A 14308-nucleotide genomic window follows, 5' to 3' on the forward strand; every position below is an offset into this window, starting at 1 on the left:
TAATTAAATGTGTTTTACATATCTGATGCGATCTTTTGTCTCGGTCTTGAAAGCGTCTGTCACGTTCGAAGGTAGTTTAGCGTCGTAAACTGAACCGCGGAAAATAACCTCGCCTACAACTACGTCGTTTGTTCCGTCTACTTCTACGTCAATGTTCAAAATCGTAAATTCGTCGTAACCGCTCGGTACAGCGCCGGTGTCGTCTGCGTACTCCTCGAATTTTCCGGAAGTTGTATTACGCATAATTGCCGTACCTACTTCCAATGTTTTAGCGCCAATTGTTGCGGCGTCTAAGGTCGCGCCTGCCTCGATGAATTGTAAGTGTTCAGACGCAAGGATGTTCTTTCCGCCTTTGAATGATGTTTGGCTAGTTTGTAGAGTGTAAGCCATTTAAAATTCCTCCTAGTTTTTATTATTTTGCGAGCCTTTGATCTTTCCGCTCGCTTTTAAACGTTGATAAAGCGACTTGCCCTCGTCTTGCAAATCGGTCGGCTCCGGCTTCGGTTTACTGCCGTTGCCTGCGTTAGGATCTGCGTAATTTTTCTTCGGTGGAATGTCTTGTTTAAGCTGATCCAACGCCGATTTCAATTCCTCGTCTGTATCCCCGTCGAGATACTTTCGGTACCTTTCCGCCTGTTCTTCGCTGTAGCCGGCCTTTGCGAGCATAGCGTCCTTTTTCGCGTTGAGTGATTCCGCTTTGAAAGCGTCCAACTCTTCGCGGTATCTATCCGCCAGCTCCTTGTACTGTTCTTGCTCCTCGAGCTTTTTGCGCTCCGCCTCATCGCGCTCTTTCTGGATAGCCTCGTCGCGTTTCTTACGTTCGCGTTCGAGCCTTTTCCGAATCTGTTCGTCTAACTCCGCCTGTGTGAATCGTTTTTCTTCGCCTTCGGTTGCTTCCGTTTCTTCTTCGGTATTATTTTCCGACTCCTCAGTCGTAGGTGGTGTTTCGGAAGACTCCGGGTTAGTTTCCTCGCCTTTTTCGGCGAAATGTTGCAGGTTTAGTCGTAGTAATTTCGTATCCATAATAAAACTCCTTCCGCTTTTTAAGCGTGTAATATCTCCGGAAGTTTAACGCCGTTCCGTAAGGCAATTTTTACGCGGTTTGGACTATCCCGTCACCTTTACACGTATTACAAGTAACTTCTCTACCTTGGTTGTCACTATATACGGTTCCGGATCCTCCACACTCTGGGCAGATTTTCTCTTGTTCGGTTGTTTCGCTAGAGGATCCGCTCGTCTTTGACGGACTGCCGCCTTGATTTCCGTAAGGATCGCCACTAGCTCGATCTTGCATGCGCTCCTGTTCGATTTCTGCTTTCTTCGCTTGTACATTATCTACACCTGCGCGTTGCATTCCTCCGGCTTGAGATTCTAATCCCATTCCGATTTCTTCGCCTAACAACTCGACGAGTTCTTTACGGTTATCCGGCAATGGAAGTACGAATTTCATTTCGTTTGTATAATCGGTTATACTCGAAACTTCCGTCTTGTCATACGCAAAGTTGTTCTCGGCAGTTCGCGCTTGGAGATAACGGACTGATTTTTCGTGGAGCTCCGAAAGCTGATAGCCCCAAACGTGCCAATGTTCTTCGGTGTCCGTGATGATGTCGTGGAAAAGGACTTGTAATGCCTCACCGTTTAGTCCACCGAAGTTCAACTCCTGTGGTACAATTTGTGGTAAGCCGGAGACCTCATGCATTGCGCCTTTCACTCGCGCGTATTGGTCTTTAAATGCGTCCTTCCAACGGAAACTCGATTCGACCTTTTTAATATCCGGTGATTGTCCTTCGTAATTTCCAGTCGCTTCAAGTACGGAGCCTGGCGCAACCTCCATTTTGTCGGCGGTTCCTTCCGGCGCGTTTAGTACGGCGGTCATCGAAAACATTTCGAATTTCATCGAGTCGATTGCGTCCTCGTTCATCTGGTTAAGAACGTCGTTTTGTTCGCGTAAATCTGAAATCTCGCCTTCGCCGGTTTCTTCGCCTAATAGATCGTTCACCGGAAAAGTAACAACCGGAATAAAATCGATGCCCATCGGAGAATACGGCGTGATTTCCTCGAGTAATTCGAGGTCATCCTGGCGGTATACGCCTTCTTCGAGGTAACACCCGCCGTCTTCTTCGATGCGAAACGTCTGCTTCTGAATAGCGCGGATTTCTTCGCCGTCTGGCGCTTCGACGATTTTCTGCCGGACGAAATGAGCCGCGATTAAGTCCTCGAAATCATCGTCGGAGAAAACCGGGATGAACTCGGTGTCAGGGCGCCAAATCCAACGTAATTTCCCTGTCCGCTGATTAAATACGATCTTACATACGACTCTATCCGCGATTAACCGGTCACGCGCCGCTTGTATCAATTTCGAGCGCATCTTGTTTTCGTCCCATAACCGATAAAGCAACCGTTCGTAAGCGTCCGCCTGGTTATCTACGCGTTTTTGTTCGGGAGACGGCGTGTAACCTTCGGCCAACCTCGCCTCCTGCGAATCAACGTCTTTACGCGGAACCTGGATGCCGTGTTTTCCGCCCATCTGCCAACGTGCTTTACGGTCGATAATCGCCTTGAAATAATTCGTTGCATAACGCGTTGGGTCGTAATCTAATCCGGCGGGACGTTCTAACTCCGTCGCTTTAACGAGTCGGCCGGTTTTCGGGTCGACGTGCTGCTTACCGTCGTAATATTCGTAGTTTTCGAATTGCGTCCGGAGCCTTTCGCGTGTTTCCGAGCCTAGCGATTGATCGAAGGCGTCGAATAGAAGGTCGTCCATCGTCTCCGGTGCTAGTAAATTGTAATCAGCCATGTATTTCGTGAATCTCGCGATTATGATCGCCTCCTTTCGTGAGTTTGGTTGCTACCGCCGCTTGCTACCGCATTCTCTTACGTGACATCCGGACAACGGCGTCGTTTGCCTTGCTCGCGGAAACGGCCATTTCCACCGCGTCAATTACGTCGTCATGCGCGCCTTGTCCGTACCGCTCGAATTGCTCGAGCATTAAGTGATGTTTGCGGGAAAAGCGAATAGCCCCGGACTCTATCCGAGGTAACATCGTTTCTATACGTAGCTCTTTCCGCGAGCGTTGATGGACTTTCTTTACGCGTGTATGAGCCGGATAACCTTCCGCCGTTAGCCGCGTTTTGAGCGTTTCGACGAAAAACTCTTGCGCTGCTTGCGCTTCTGCCGCGATTATGTCCGGTTGATATTCGAGAACCTTTTCGACTATATCGTCGATGAATTTGTCGGGGAGTACCCGTTCACCGTACGTATCAATTACGTTATCGATATCCTTTTCGCGATGGTGTGCGTTAATTGCGATAGCGGAGTAATCACCGCGTTCTTTACCGAGCGCAAAGTCGATACCCATCGAGAATAAATAACCCGCGTGAGTAAAGTCGGATTTCGTTTGGTGTTCGTCCCAGTACGTAAAGTGCTCCGGATTAAAGATCATCGATTCCTCGTCGACCGGATTATTCATATACTCCGTGTTAAACGCTTTAGATCCGTTATCCCATTTCCACTCCATAAGCTCGAGAATCGGCTTTACTTCCGGCCACAAAACCTTAACGCCTTTTAACATTTCGTCCTCATTTTCGTGATAGAATTGCTCGGCGTCTTGCTTTCGGTTTTTGTTGTCGCGGTCGATGTAAATTTCTCGGCATTGTTCCCATAAGTCCGTTCGTACTGGGTGCTCAATAATAGCTTTATAAATTCGTGACTCGAAATCTGAACGGTGGTGTAGAACCTGCATTAACAACGCTTCCCAATGAACTGTCGTACCCATGTAGACGAACGCGGTCTTTTTACCTTTCGGATCGCCTAACGGCATAACCGTTTGCGAAAACCAATCCTTTAGTTTCGCCCGTTGTTCCGGCGTACTTGCGTTTCCTCCTGGGCGGGCGTCTTCTAAGTCGTCCATGACTATAAGCGAAGGTCGTGAGCCGTTCCAGTTTCGTCCACGCAACGCCTGCCCGGTTGAAGCCGCCTCAACTAACGAAAGTTGCCGGCGTTTTTCTCCGGTGGAATCGAGGTGCCACGCGATAAATGACTCGGAGTTGTCTTGTATGTTCGATTGATCTTTCGGTGACAACAACGGCCCGAAGTCTGCGCGTAGTTTCTCGTTAAACTTCATCTGATTACGGATCCATTCCATGTTACCTTTCGAGACGTTCGGCGTTTCCGAGATAATGATGATGTACTTGCGGAGCCGGTAAACGACCTGGTGTACCGGAAAGTTTTTCGATAAGTACGTTGATTTCGCGTGCGAACGCGGAGCAGCAACCGCAACCTTCGCGTTTACTTTTTCCGTGGAAACCTCGTTCATAATCCCCGCTATTTCTTCGTGAAAGCCGGGCGCTTCCGATTTATCCTCGATGTCAAAGCCGTCCCAGTTACCTTCATTTCCGGGGTTTCGTGATTCCGAGAAATATTCGATGGCAAACTCGAGCTGGTCGTCCTTGCAGCGTTCAACCCGTTCGAGCTTCGACCAAACGAGGAAATTTTCCTGCGCTTCGGGCGGCCAATCGCTCGGGTCTGCGCCGTATTCTACTTCGTAGGTTTCGATGAGTTCCGTGTATAAAGCGAGCATTTCTTTGCGTTCTTCGTCGTATAGCCAACGTTGGTCAACCCAAGCGATCGTAACCACCTCCGTTTCTTTCGTTGATATTTCGCTTGACTTTCGGCTCTCCCCGTTATATACTGAATGCAACACAAATTACGAGGGAGTTGTTTTCCGTGAATATCGTAGAACCCATACGTGACACCGCCGATATTGAGCGCATGAAAAAAGAGCTAACACCCGGAAGAGATCGGTTACTCTTCATCATCGGCATTAACTCGGGACTCCGGATTTCCGACGTCCTACCACTACGCGTAAAAGATGTCCGCGACCAAAAAGCGATTACCGTCCGCGAAGGTAAAACGGGGAAAACCCGGACGTTCGCGCTTAACCAGGCGATTCAAACCGCTGTTAGCGAAAACATTCCGGCGGATGAGCCGGACGATAACCTCCTTTTTCCGTCGCGTAAAGGAAACAAGCCGATTACACGGACGACTGCTTGGCGGATTCTGAATACCGCGGCCGAACGAGCCGGCGTAGAAAAGATCGGGACACATTCACTTCGAAAAACGATGGGATATCACGCGTACCAAAACGGCGTCGACCTTACGGTTATTCAAGCGATCCTTAATCACGCCAGTCAACGCGAAACTTTGCGGTATATCGGCATCGTCCAAGACGACATCGACAACGTATTCAACGCGATTAACCTGTAGCTTCGCCCGGACTACGTCCAGCTTACGTCACATTTCCGTTTTAAAGCGGGCGTGTGGCGTTTTTGTTCGTTTAGAGGGCGTAAGTACCCGATAGGCTACAAAACGGCTTAGAGGCGTTAATTTTGCGGGAATACTACGTGATTACATCGTCAGGGTTCCGTCGGCTACGGGAGTTGCGTATAATGTGCGTATCAGGTACGTTGAGAGGACGGAGGTCAAAGCGAAAATTTGATTCGCGGATTTTAGAGTCGCCCGGCGGCGGCCCGGCGGTTTCGACCCGCCCCCGCCCTTTTTCGTCCGACCGTATACGCATGCAATACTCCGCATAAGCGACTCTCTATGAGTGTGTTGCATTCACCGCAAGATCCCCGTCATATCAACGCGTAATTCCTCCGTAAAATCCTCCGCATAATATGCAGGGGAATAATCCGCGCTATGACAGCGTTATTCCTCCGCAAATCCTGCATAAAATTCCGTATAAACGCCACGCCAAATCCGCCAAAGTGTTCGGGAGGGCGCGCGTCTAGTGGGCGTTGCTGATAAATCCGGTCAACACACGTCACTACCGCTTGCTACGGCGTACACTATATCCGTAACATATCCGCTTTCCTTCCTATTATATGTGCGCCATATATCACGTATAAGCGGTACTTCGTATTCCGCTACCTATTCCTCGTCATTATTCCGCTGCTTGAACCGAGCTAACTCCGCTCTAACTGCGTCCGTGTTCGCCTTCTCTTCCTTCGTATTAACTTCGTGCTTTTCCGTAAGTAAACCGAGGCTCTGCATAAACGTACGGTACATGGCCGCGTTACCCTCGTCTACAATATGATCCGGAATAGAGCGCATTACTCTCGGTAAGTCACCGACTGCTGCCCGCATAACCTGACGCTTAAGCTCGTCGTTAAAGTCGTCCTGGCTGCGCCATCTCCTCAGCGTACTAACGTCACATCCGACCTTTTCCGCCACTTCCTCGTACATTAAGTCCGTTTCCGTCAATAATGCGATAGCTGCGTACTGCTTCTCGTTCAGTTTCTTCGCCATTTGCGTTAACCTCCTTTCCGTTCCGATTTATCTCCGAAAGTACAACCGTCCTCAGGCGTTACGTATATCGCACTATATTCGTAATCATCCTCGTCATAACCGAACAGTTTCGTACAAAAGCCGTAATGTTCCTCGTAAAATACGCAGTCCTTACATCGGACTAGCTCGTTTGCCTCCGGTTTGTTTGCGTTTGTGTTCGCCATACTAAAACCTCCTCCTTCGCTATACCTACGATCTTATGTGACGCCCATTCATCGCCAGGTTGCGTAGTATCCTCCGTAATGGACGTTAATCGGACGGCACGTTCTCCGTCTGGCTTGTCGTTCAACTTACGTGTCATATGTCCGTGCCTCCTTCGGAATGATTAAGTTCAAGATGTTCTAAAAACGTTTCTTACGTCATACCACGATTGACCTTGCGTTAACATCTCTTCGTATTCTTCGTGCCTCTTAACGTCTTGTATACGGTACTCAAGCGTGTTATATCGAACACCTAAAGCAGATTTTCCGTAGGATATAGCGTAGTCATCTTGGTACAATCCGTCAGTAGATTCTGCGTTTAACGCGCGTGCTTGGTCGGTTGTATCAACGACAATGAGACGGTTCACAAATTTCGCCATTGCTCGGTCCACCTCCGTTAATATTAAAGTTGCAGCGCGCTTACCTTTTCTTTCTTTTTAGCGCCACTTTTTCTTTCTTTTGGTCAACTTCTTTGGCGTACTTGACACCCTTTAAATAATCCCTTGCCCTTTATCACGTTATCTTTTACGTTTGTAACGAACTTCTCGTAATTAGCCTATTGGAAGCGAACTCTGCTTCCCGGAAACAACGAACGTAAGTGAGTAAGTTTCCAAGGGGTTTCCGTACTTTCTCTTTTGCTTCGCTATTACTATTCTTTTTAATTCGTTCTCTTTAGTTCGTTCTTATTACTGAGCCTGATCGGGTACATGACGTGTGCCTCCGCAGGTACATGACGTGTGCCTGATCGGGTACACGGGAACTTTACCCGCTACCTTTCCGTCTGTACAACGGAAGATAAAATAGCTTCTCGCGGCCTGCGTGGTATTCTTTCTTCGTCTCCATCAGGCCCTCTGCGCGAAGGATCTCGGTAAGCCGCGTATATCTGTTCCGTTTGATGCCTGTATCACACTCGATCTGCGTCTGATTCGGAAACGCCCACATATATCGTTCGCCACCGCTCTCACCGTTCACATACGCCTGTAGATAGCCGTATAAGATTACGCAAGCCTGCGCTGTCCTGGCGTCGTACTTCTCTTTTATCTCCGGTAATATTTCGCGATACAGGACGTGCGGCGTAACCGCGTAGCCTCCTTCGCGTAATACCTCCGCCTTTTCTTGGGCGGCTTTTTGCGCTAATTGCCGGTAGTTCTCTTCCATATCTTATTCCTCCGTTACTGTTGTCGTAATATACTGTCGAGGGCCAACTGGCCGTTAATTTAAGGTTGTGCTTAACTTTTCTCACGCTTCCACTCGGAAAGCACGCCGGTTAACTTGTCCGTTTGCTTAAAGAGCCAGAATTTCTTTCCGGTTTTCTCGTTTAATCCAACGCAAATAAAACGCTCGCCTTCGTTCAGCAAGCGCCCTTTTAAGCGCGGAGAGTAACAATAGAAATACTGTTCGTTCATTCGTAATCCCTCCGTTTACTATTTATGCGAACTCCCGATCACTTCAACCGCTTGCATAACGTCGACTGTCTCGTACGCCTTATCGACCATTTCGGCTGTCACGCCGTAATATGTGCCGAGTGTTTTGTCGTCCAATTCGTCTATGATTCGGATATCGTACGTCGTATTAATCGTGATTCACCACGATCCTAGCCGGACCACTCGTACGGAATGCCCGCTCTTGCCCGTCGAAAGCGTCCGCGTAATGGACGACAATATCTCCGTGAGCTGCACGCTCTTCATCGACGCCTTCTCGCTGCGCTAATTCGTCCGCTAACTCTGCGGTTGAGTACCGGCTTATGTCACGCGCCTTTTGCCAAAAGTACTCCGCAGTACCTGGCGGTTTTGTTTCGCTCGTCAGAACCTCGAGCGCGCGTTTGTAATCGCTCAAGTCCGTAGCTTTACCCGCCTCTTCAACGTCCTTTAACGCCCTCGCAGCCGCTTTTGCTTCGCGCTGTACCGCTTTGAGTCCGGTTAGGGCCTCGGAGCAATCGAGGTCCACCGTAAGCTCTCCGACTGATTTCCGCTTTGACTCCGGAGGCTCGGTCGATAGGAGGTGCGTATAGTAGTACGTTCCGTCCGATAGCCAGACGTTATAGTCGCCTTCTTGCGCGAGTATTCGATTACCTTCTCGTTTAAGTACCTTAAGTAATTCTCTTCCGCCTCTTCGTACGACAAATCCGCGCGCATTGTTTTCTGCCGCCATTTTCGTCAGCTCCTTTTCGCCTTTCGGCTCGATTTAATTCGTCAAATTTTCGCAAAGGAAAACGCCGGCCGTTAAGCCCGCGTAATTTTACCTAAATTTCCCTTACATTCTTTAATACCCAACGTTTTTAGGGTAAATACAGGGTTTCTCCGAAAAATTCCTTTAAATCTTCTTCGTTTGTCCGGTATTTTCCGTATATTCCGTGGAACTCGTAGTGGCATGGCTCGCACAATGTAACGCCGTTGTCGGTATCCATCCGTAATTCCGGATAGTCTGCGTAGTTATGAATATGATGGGCGTGCATTATTCCGGCCCTGCGGTCACACATCGGATTTTGGCATCGGTATCTATCGCGCTCTTTAACCGTAGCCGCCCATTGCTGAACGCCGTCTCCTCTGCCTTCGCTATTCTTTCGCTTATCAATCGGCGAAGAAGGGTCGGTAAAATACGTAGTAACAGGCTGTTCCTCGTTTATTTGGTCGTATTCATCGACTTCCTTAGTTACCTGCGCCTTTAATGTTACCTTATTACATTCCGGGTACATGCTAATATCCTCTCTCATAATAAGTAACTTATCGATTTCTTCCTTATGAAATGGAACCTCATAACGTTTTGATTCATTTCTTTTATTACCGCCGTTCTTTCTCCGATTCAATTGAGATTCACTAAGAATAGGGTATTCTTCACGTTTCATTTTACCAGGACTAGAGTTAGACAACGTTTCGTGCAATAGTGCGTCCGCCATCTTCTCAAGGAAATAATCAGCCGGATAATCTCCGTGGTCGTCGTAGTATTGCTCACACATCTCGTGAGATAAAAATCCTCGGCTTTCCGGAGGTTCTTCGTGAAGGTGCTTAACAGCTTTTCGAAATGAAACGTCGTAATCATTCCTCTTCTTTAATGACAACATTAAGCACCCCTTCCGTCCTACCTTTAATAAAGTCGTTATACCGTTTTCTCATCGCTTTGTTATGCGCTTTATGTCTACGATCCATAAAAGAATTTTCGTATTTAGTACGTTGCCTACGTGTTCCCCTCGATACCCTCTCGGACTCCTTGTCGATAGCGGTGTCTTTCGTGTCCTTAGACGTCCTTTTATCTATCATCCGGTCGCTCATAAACGGATACTCCGCGTTGGCTATTTTATACGCGGTTGGATCACGTAATTCTTCGTCTAGCATCAAGTCGGATAGTTGATCGAGGAGTTTTTCGTCTCTCATTCGTACATCTATCGGAGTTTTATCCGGATTTAGGCTGTCGATATGTTCCGCGTGTGCTAGCGCATATTCCTGCGTAGCCCTGTCGATAAGTACCGCTCTTTCCTCTCGAGTAAGTAATCCCGATTTTGTGTCGTGTTTTATTTTCGTTAATTGTTCGTTTAGTTTTTCGTTGTAATTTGCCGTCATTACTCCGCCTCCAATTCGTCTTTTGCGTCCTTGTGCCCCCATTGCTCGTACACTTCCGCAATCTTATCAACCGCACGCTCGTACGTTTCAATCACCGTCTGCTGACTCACGCCCATCCGCTCACCTGCGGCAACCTGCGTCATGTCCTCCTCGTAAATGTAGCGAAGCGCCTCCGCCTGCCTACCGGTTAGCTTCGCTTTCTCAACCGCCCGCTCAAGATCGAGGAGTATGTCGGTTGCCTCGAAATCGCCCGCGTACTTTTTCGCCTGGAAGGCCGGGTAGTTGCGGAGGAGGCGTTTCGTCTTTTGCGTATAGTCTTCCGTTTCTTCGCTATTGTCCGTCATTTAATCGCTCCTCTTACGTATATTTCGCTTGACTTTCGGGTAAACTCGTAGTAACATGTCGTTAGATATTCGCTGTATTAACGTAAACAGACCGGCTATGAAAGGATTGAATACGATGCCATTCGAATGGATCTCGAACGATGCGCCCGCTTTCGTCACACTCGACCGCGAGCGGCGCTTTTATTTCAACGCGACCACGCAACGCCAGCTGGGTCTCCGACCGTACGACGCCGTATACATCGCCTACGACTCCGATCAAAAATTGCTTGCGGTGGCCTCGGCGGAAACGTCGGAGCAATCGGGGTTGAGTCCGTATCCGCTCGACAAACGGTGCTACGCCTCCGCCCGGCAATTCGTGAAATATTACGCATTTGCCGCAGGACAGGCGCCACACAAGTTCGAGTATATCGGAAAGGGCGTAAAGGGCGCTCCGAAGAATGCGTTTATCTTCCGCCTGGTGCAGGGCGCTTAACTTTCGTCGGTTAGGCGTCTTTTTTTTGCGTTATACTTTCGCTAATCTTCCGCGGGCGATTTCGTTATAATCCTCGGAACAATCGATATGAATGTACTGGCGGTTATTTAGCGCGGCCATCTTCGCTGTAGTTCCGGATCCGCCGAACGGATCTAGTACGACGTCACCTTCGTTTGACCACGTAATTATATGATCGTTCGCTAGTTTTTCCGGGAAAATTGCCGGGTGTTTGTACGCCTCTTTGTCCGTTGTTGACTTATTACATCCGGTAGATATACGCCAGATATTATTCCTCACGCCGAGCGGTTGGAGTAAGTTCTGCTTATTGTGTCGCTTTGTTTGCCCGTCTGCTGTACGATAATTACCTTTTATATGCTTACGTCCATTCGCGTGCTTATTCGGACGGTCTTTGATAAGATTAATCGTTTTTGGACGGCTTTTACTAAATACGAACATATACTCGAATATTTGATTGTACCTTGTTTTATCCGGAAAACTGAGGCTATCCTTCTCATAAATCATCGTATCGTGCAAACGGAAACCGGCGTCTATGAATTTTAAGGCTTGGCGGAAAGACATTCCACTTTCGGATCCTTTGACTGTCTTATCTCCGACCACCCAAACAACCACTCCACCTTCTTTTGTAACTCGGTATAGCTCACTGACCAACCCGTCGAAATCTAATGAAAAGCCGTTGTACTTACGTAAGTCTTCGTATGGAGGGCTAGTAACCGTAAGGTCGACGTATCCACCCTTCATTGTCCGCAGTACATCAACGTTATTACCCGTTATAATCTCGCTCATTCATCGCCCTCCTTCGGATTTTCCTTCCTCTCTAAATATTCCGTAGCAAACTCGATATATTTCGTTGCCTTGGCAAGGTCTTCACTCGGCTCAGCGTGCTTGTACGGCGCGCGGGCCAAATATTTCAGCGCGTTTCCTACGCACATTCCAACGAAACCATCGTCGTAACCCTGCGTGATTTCCTCGATAATTTCGATCGTTTCGAATTTTGACCGGGTATAGTGCGAAGGTTGCGAAACTACGTCGGGGGTTCCCGGTTGTCCGTATTCGATTATTCCGCAATGCTCCTCGTAGACAAACGCCGCCTCGCCTTCGCGTTTATTCATTTCGTGCTTTACGAAAAACCCGAACTTGTCTCCGTGGAGCGAACGCTCTTTTCCTCCGATTGTCTCGTAAATTTCGCCTTCTTTATAAAAACCGAAAGATTCCGTAATCCTAATCTCCATCCTATACGCACCCACCTTTTCGGAAATATTCGGCCTTCGCCGCGTCGAACTTCCGTTTGCTCTCCGCCTGCTCCTTCGCGACTGCCTCCGCTAAGGATTCCGGCTGCGTTCGTTCATCGAGCGTAATAATGTCCTTCGAATTATCCTCGGACAAATCCCGCGCATGTTTCGCCTGATACTTCGCTTGTTCGGCCACTTGCGCGAACGTCTGCAGGTCGCGGCGAATTGCGTCATTTTCGTCGTTATAGTTGTCAATTACGCGTACTTTCTGCTCAAGCTCCGCCACTCGCCGGACTAAATTTGCGAAGAGCTGTTCGGGGCTGGCTGGCGCGGAGGATTGCGGCGGGGATTGCGCCGGCTCAATCGGCTCGAGTACGGTATACTCATCCGTCCGGCAATACGGGTATATTCCTCCAATTCCGTCGACAGGCGTACTACTTACGAAATCTCCGAAGGATTTAACCTCCGTTACTTCGAGAATTCTTCCGCGATGGTTTGGGTGCGTAATGATAATCCGCTCACCTACGTCCGCCTTCCGGTCGGTTAAAGCGTAGGTTTCTCCGGGGCTTCCGTCCGGTTTAGGGACGCGCACGTTGCCGGTCGGGGCGAGTTTTCTCATACGTGATTTATCGAAATAAAAAATTCCGTTAAGTTGATATTCAAGTGCGGTAACGTAAGTAACTTTGCTGACGGGGCCTTCTAGTGGATCGTAAACGTAATCGCCTACGCTCGCTTCTCCGCCAACCTCCGCGTACTCCCGCTCAACCTTCAGCTCATCGTCGTAAATGTAATGCTTCTTCGTCATATTTTCGTCCACCTTTCGTTATTTTAGCACCGTAACCTCCACGTCCTGCCTTCCGAAGTCTAGTGCATCCTGTTTATCCGCCATTAAGACGTCTATACGTTCGCCCCGAATTGCGCCGCCTGTGTCCGCGGCTATACCTTTAATCACGCGACCGCCTCCCGTTTCAATCCGTAACTCGCTACCTAGCGGAATCTCAGCCGGATCTACCGCAATTACGCGCCGTCCGTCGTGTTTGACCGTATTGCTTACGTCGATTCCCGTCGCGGTTACGCCTATGCAACCGGAATCACAAAAGGCTGTGTACGCCGTGGCTTCGAACGTTTGCGCGGGAGTTACATCGTTGTTACCGCTGTTACCACCAGAACCTGCGCCATTAGCGTCAGGATTATCGCTAGTAGTAACGTGAGTATCCGTAGCCTCAACCTCGGCTTGCTCCGCTTGTTCCGCCGGTAATTCCGCCTCATCCGGTTGTCCGACGAGCATGAGCGCGGTGAGCACGGGGAGAAAGGGCGTCATTGCGTGGCCCCTTCGAAAAACTGCTCCGTCCACGGCTCGACTTCCGTCACGGCTGCTCGAACTGATTCCGCCAAGTCCGCAATTTCCGACTGTGCTCCGTTGCCTTTACGCCGTTTTGCGTAAAAGGACAGCAACGCGGTAAGGTTAGCCGTCATTACGAGATTACATGCGGTGGCGTTCGGCAATACGGCGCGGGCATCTTCCGGAGGTACGCCGGCTTCTCGAAGCCAATCGTAGTAGAATTGCGCTTCTTCCATCGCAGATTCAAATATATCTTCCGCGGACGTTTCCGTATCTAACCGCGCCATTGATTCGCTCTTAAAATTCGGCTTATACGTCTTATGCCTCGTTTTCTCCGGTACAACGTAATTCATTCCGCCTGATTTATTCTCGCTCCCGAGCTTGACGTACCTTTGCGACTGTACGCTGAAAGAGAAACCGACTCTATGGCGAGTCAGTTGAGCCAACAACGCCCGACTCACGCCTTCAATAGCGAAGGTGAACGATATATGCTCGAGGGTGCTAGTATGACCGCTCTTTACGATATGGCGGAACAAACGGTCAGCGTCCGATCCTTTTCCGCCGTCTGACGCCTGTTTGCCGAAGTATTTTCCGCCTTCTTTCGGAATAACCTCCGTCGGTTTGTTCGGGGAATAACACGTACGGATGGCGGTAAGTGCGACCGCTTGGCCGTCGGAAGCTCCGAGTATCTGCAAGTCTGTGTCAATTTCATCTAACTTACCGCTCAAATACGAATGGAAATCGTCGCTCAGTTGCGTATGTGCCATTAATGTTACATTCATCGTAGTTTCCGC

Annotated in this window: 21 protein-coding genes; 2 read left to right on the forward strand and 19 right to left on the reverse strand. The window is 49.1% G+C overall.

The window, feature by feature from the left end:
* Nucleotides 1-3: 3 nt before the first annotated feature.
* The 4 genes from HOP45_RS11315 to terL form a co-directional block, all read right to left on the reverse strand.
* A complete protein-coding gene (locus HOP45_RS11315) occupies nucleotides 4-390 on the reverse strand; it encodes a hypothetical protein (protein ID WP_181349398.1) in 387 nt (128 codons plus the stop codon).
* A gap of 12 nt (nucleotides 391-402) precedes the next feature.
* Complete coding sequence (locus HOP45_RS11320; RefSeq protein WP_181349399.1) at nucleotides 403-1023, reverse strand: hypothetical protein; 621 nt, start codon at nucleotides 1021-1023, stop codon at nucleotides 403-405.
* 70 nt (nucleotides 1024-1093) lie between these two features.
* Nucleotides 1094-2797 carry a phage portal protein gene (locus HOP45_RS11325; protein ID WP_181349400.1) on the reverse strand — a complete coding sequence of 568 codons (1704 nt, stop codon included), beginning with the start codon at nucleotides 2795-2797 and terminating at the stop codon, nucleotides 1094-1096.
* 64 nt (nucleotides 2798-2861) lie between these two features.
* On the reverse strand, nucleotides 2862-4637 hold the full coding sequence (terL, locus tag HOP45_RS11330; protein WP_370458008.1) for a phage terminase large subunit: 1776 nt from the start codon (nucleotides 4635-4637) through the stop codon (nucleotides 2862-2864).
* A gap of 89 nt (nucleotides 4638-4726) precedes the next feature.
* Here terL and HOP45_RS11335 point away from each other — a divergent pair, with 89 nt between their 5' ends.
* The gene (locus tag HOP45_RS11335; RefSeq protein ID WP_181349479.1) at nucleotides 4727-5266 is read left to right on the forward strand and encodes a site-specific integrase; all 540 of its coding nucleotides are present in this window, start codon (nucleotides 4727-4729) and stop codon (nucleotides 5264-5266) included.
* A gap of 666 nt (nucleotides 5267-5932) precedes the next feature.
* On the opposite strand, the gene HOP45_RS11340 is transcribed toward HOP45_RS11335, so the two are convergent.
* The 10 genes from HOP45_RS11340 to HOP45_RS11385 all read right to left on the reverse strand — a co-directional run bounded on the left by HOP45_RS11340 (nucleotide 5933) and on the right by HOP45_RS11385 (nucleotide 10450).
* Nucleotides 5933-6310, reverse strand: a complete 378-nt coding sequence (locus tag HOP45_RS11340) for a phBC6A51 family helix-turn-helix protein (RefSeq protein ID WP_181349401.1) — start codon at nucleotides 6308-6310, stop codon at nucleotides 5933-5935.
* A gap of 5 nt (nucleotides 6311-6315) precedes the next feature.
* Nucleotides 6316-6513, reverse strand: a complete 198-nt coding sequence (locus HOP45_RS11345) for a hypothetical protein (protein WP_181349402.1) — start codon at nucleotides 6511-6513, stop codon at nucleotides 6316-6318.
* On the reverse strand, nucleotides 6471-6650 hold the full coding sequence (locus HOP45_RS11350; protein WP_181349403.1) for a hypothetical protein: 180 nt from the start codon (nucleotides 6648-6650) through the stop codon (nucleotides 6471-6473). The genes HOP45_RS11345 and HOP45_RS11350 overlap by 43 nt, the downstream gene beginning before the upstream one ends.
* Nucleotides 6651-6680: 30 nt before the next feature.
* Nucleotides 6681-6929, reverse strand: a complete 249-nt coding sequence (locus HOP45_RS11355) for a hypothetical protein (RefSeq protein ID WP_181349404.1) — start codon at nucleotides 6927-6929, stop codon at nucleotides 6681-6683.
* A 382-nt stretch (nucleotides 6930-7311) separates the two neighbouring features.
* Entirely contained in the window at nucleotides 7312-7707 is a 396-nt protein-coding gene (locus HOP45_RS11360) for a hypothetical protein (RefSeq protein ID WP_181349405.1), read from the reverse strand.
* Nucleotides 7708-7778: 71 nt separating this feature from the next.
* Complete coding sequence (locus tag HOP45_RS11365) at nucleotides 7779-7955, reverse strand: hypothetical protein (RefSeq protein ID WP_181349406.1); 177 nt, start codon at nucleotides 7953-7955, stop codon at nucleotides 7779-7781.
* Between the two features lie 166 nt (nucleotides 7956-8121).
* Nucleotides 8122-8700 carry a hypothetical protein gene (locus tag HOP45_RS11370; protein WP_181349407.1) on the reverse strand — a complete coding sequence of 193 codons (579 nt, stop codon included), beginning with the start codon at nucleotides 8698-8700 and terminating at the stop codon, nucleotides 8122-8124.
* A 127-nt stretch (nucleotides 8701-8827) separates the two neighbouring features.
* Nucleotides 8828-9607, reverse strand: coding sequence for an HNH endonuclease (locus tag HOP45_RS11375; RefSeq protein ID WP_181349408.1), 780 nt, complete (start codon nucleotides 9605-9607; stop codon nucleotides 8828-8830).
* Complete coding sequence (locus HOP45_RS11380) at nucleotides 9585-10106, reverse strand: hypothetical protein (RefSeq protein WP_181349409.1); 522 nt, start codon at nucleotides 10104-10106, stop codon at nucleotides 9585-9587. Before HOP45_RS11380 ends, HOP45_RS11375 begins: the two co-directional genes overlap by 23 nt.
* Nucleotides 10106-10450 (reverse strand): sigma factor-like helix-turn-helix DNA-binding protein, encoded by a 345-nt coding sequence (locus HOP45_RS11385; RefSeq protein ID WP_181349410.1) that lies wholly within the window; start codon nucleotides 10448-10450, stop codon nucleotides 10106-10108. The genes HOP45_RS11380 and HOP45_RS11385 overlap by 1 nt, the downstream gene beginning before the upstream one ends.
* Before the next feature lie 115 nt (nucleotides 10451-10565).
* On the opposite strand from HOP45_RS11385, the gene HOP45_RS11390 reads away from it, so the two are divergent.
* Nucleotides 10566-10922, forward strand: a complete 357-nt coding sequence (locus tag HOP45_RS11390) for a hypothetical protein (protein WP_181349411.1) — start codon at nucleotides 10566-10568, stop codon at nucleotides 10920-10922.
* A 30-nt stretch (nucleotides 10923-10952) separates the two neighbouring features.
* Here the strand turns inward: HOP45_RS11390 and HOP45_RS11395 are convergent, their stop codons facing one another.
* From HOP45_RS11395 to thyX, 5 genes are read right to left on the reverse strand one after another with little or no spacing between them, the layout of a single operon-like run.
* Nucleotides 10953-11726 (reverse strand): DNA-methyltransferase, encoded by a 774-nt coding sequence (locus tag HOP45_RS11395; protein WP_181349412.1) that lies wholly within the window; start codon nucleotides 11724-11726, stop codon nucleotides 10953-10955.
* Complete coding sequence (locus HOP45_RS11400) at nucleotides 11723-12172, reverse strand: DUF3310 domain-containing protein (RefSeq protein ID WP_181349413.1); 450 nt, start codon at nucleotides 12170-12172, stop codon at nucleotides 11723-11725. The genes HOP45_RS11395 and HOP45_RS11400 overlap by 4 nt, the downstream gene beginning before the upstream one ends.
* Nucleotide 12173: 1 nt before the next feature.
* Complete coding sequence (locus tag HOP45_RS11405) at nucleotides 12174-12977, reverse strand: hypothetical protein (RefSeq protein WP_181349414.1); 804 nt, start codon at nucleotides 12975-12977, stop codon at nucleotides 12174-12176.
* An 18-nt stretch (nucleotides 12978-12995) separates the two neighbouring features.
* Nucleotides 12996-13526, reverse strand: coding sequence for a 3D domain-containing protein (locus HOP45_RS11410; RefSeq protein WP_370458009.1), 531 nt, complete (start codon nucleotides 13524-13526; stop codon nucleotides 12996-12998).
* Nucleotides 13490-14296 (reverse strand): FAD-dependent thymidylate synthase, encoded by an 807-nt coding sequence (thyX, locus tag HOP45_RS11415; RefSeq protein ID WP_181349481.1) that lies wholly within the window; start codon nucleotides 14294-14296, stop codon nucleotides 13490-13492. The genes HOP45_RS11410 and thyX overlap by 37 nt, the downstream gene beginning before the upstream one ends.
* Nucleotides 14297-14308 lie beyond the last annotated feature (12 nt).

The organism is Thalassobacillus sp. CUG 92003 (genome assembly GCF_013618635.1).
Taxonomy (GTDB): domain Bacteria; phylum Bacillota; class Bacilli; order Bacillales; family Halobacillaceae; genus CUG-92003.

What these genes read in the sequence shown, in the direction of transcription:
- HOP45_RS11405 (WP_181349414.1), bottom strand. Translation starts at nt 12,977, where the DNA reads ATGACGAAGAAGCATTACATTTACGACGATGAGCTGAAGGTTGAGCGG.
- HOP45_RS11325 (WP_181349400.1), bottom strand. Translation starts at nt 2,797, where the DNA reads ATGGCTGATTACAATTTACTAGCACCGGAGACGATGGACGACCTTCTA.
- HOP45_RS11340 (WP_181349401.1), bottom strand. Translation starts at nt 6,310, where the DNA reads ATGGCGAAGAAACTGAACGAGAAGCAGTACGCAGCTATCGCATTATTG.
- HOP45_RS11385 (WP_181349410.1), bottom strand. Translation starts at nt 10,450, where the DNA reads ATGACGGACAATAGCGAAGAAACGGAAGACTATACGCAAAAGACGAAA.
- HOP45_RS11365 (WP_181349406.1), bottom strand. Translation starts at nt 7,955, where the DNA reads ATGAACGAACAGTATTTCTATTGTTACTCTCCGCGCTTAAAAGGGCGC.
- HOP45_RS11360 (WP_181349405.1), bottom strand. Translation starts at nt 7,707, where the DNA reads ATGGAAGAGAACTACCGGCAATTAGCGCAAAAAGCCGCCCAAGAAAAG.
- HOP45_RS11390 (WP_181349411.1), top strand. Translation starts at nt 10,566, where the DNA reads ATGCCATTCGAATGGATCTCGAACGATGCGCCCGCTTTCGTCACACTC.
- HOP45_RS11400 (WP_181349413.1), bottom strand. Translation starts at nt 12,172, where the DNA reads ATGGAGATTAGGATTACGGAATCTTTCGGTTTTTATAAAGAAGGCGAA.
- HOP45_RS11370 (WP_181349407.1), bottom strand. Translation starts at nt 8,700, where the DNA reads ATGGCGGCAGAAAACAATGCGCGCGGATTTGTCGTACGAAGAGGCGGA.
- HOP45_RS11355 (WP_181349404.1), bottom strand. Translation starts at nt 6,929, where the DNA reads ATGGCGAAATTTGTGAACCGTCTCATTGTCGTTGATACAACCGACCAA.
- HOP45_RS11345 (WP_181349402.1), bottom strand. Translation starts at nt 6,513, where the DNA reads ATGGCGAACACAAACGCAAACAAACCGGAGGCAAACGAGCTAGTCCGA.
- HOP45_RS11315 (WP_181349398.1), bottom strand. Translation starts at nt 390, where the DNA reads ATGGCTTACACTCTACAAACTAGCCAAACATCATTCAAAGGCGGAAAG.
- thyX (WP_181349481.1), bottom strand. Translation starts at nt 14,296, where the DNA reads ATGAATGTAACATTAATGGCACATACGCAACTGAGCGACGATTTCCAT.
- HOP45_RS11350 (WP_181349403.1), bottom strand. Translation starts at nt 6,650, where the DNA reads ATGACACGTAAGTTGAACGACAAGCCAGACGGAGAACGTGCCGTCCGA.
- HOP45_RS11395 (WP_181349412.1), bottom strand. Translation starts at nt 11,726, where the DNA reads ATGAGCGAGATTATAACGGGTAATAACGTTGATGTACTGCGGACAATG.
- HOP45_RS11320 (WP_181349399.1), bottom strand. Translation starts at nt 1,023, where the DNA reads ATGGATACGAAATTACTACGACTAAACCTGCAACATTTCGCCGAAAAA.
- HOP45_RS11380 (WP_181349409.1), bottom strand. Translation starts at nt 10,106, where the DNA reads ATGACGGCAAATTACAACGAAAAACTAAACGAACAATTAACGAAAATA.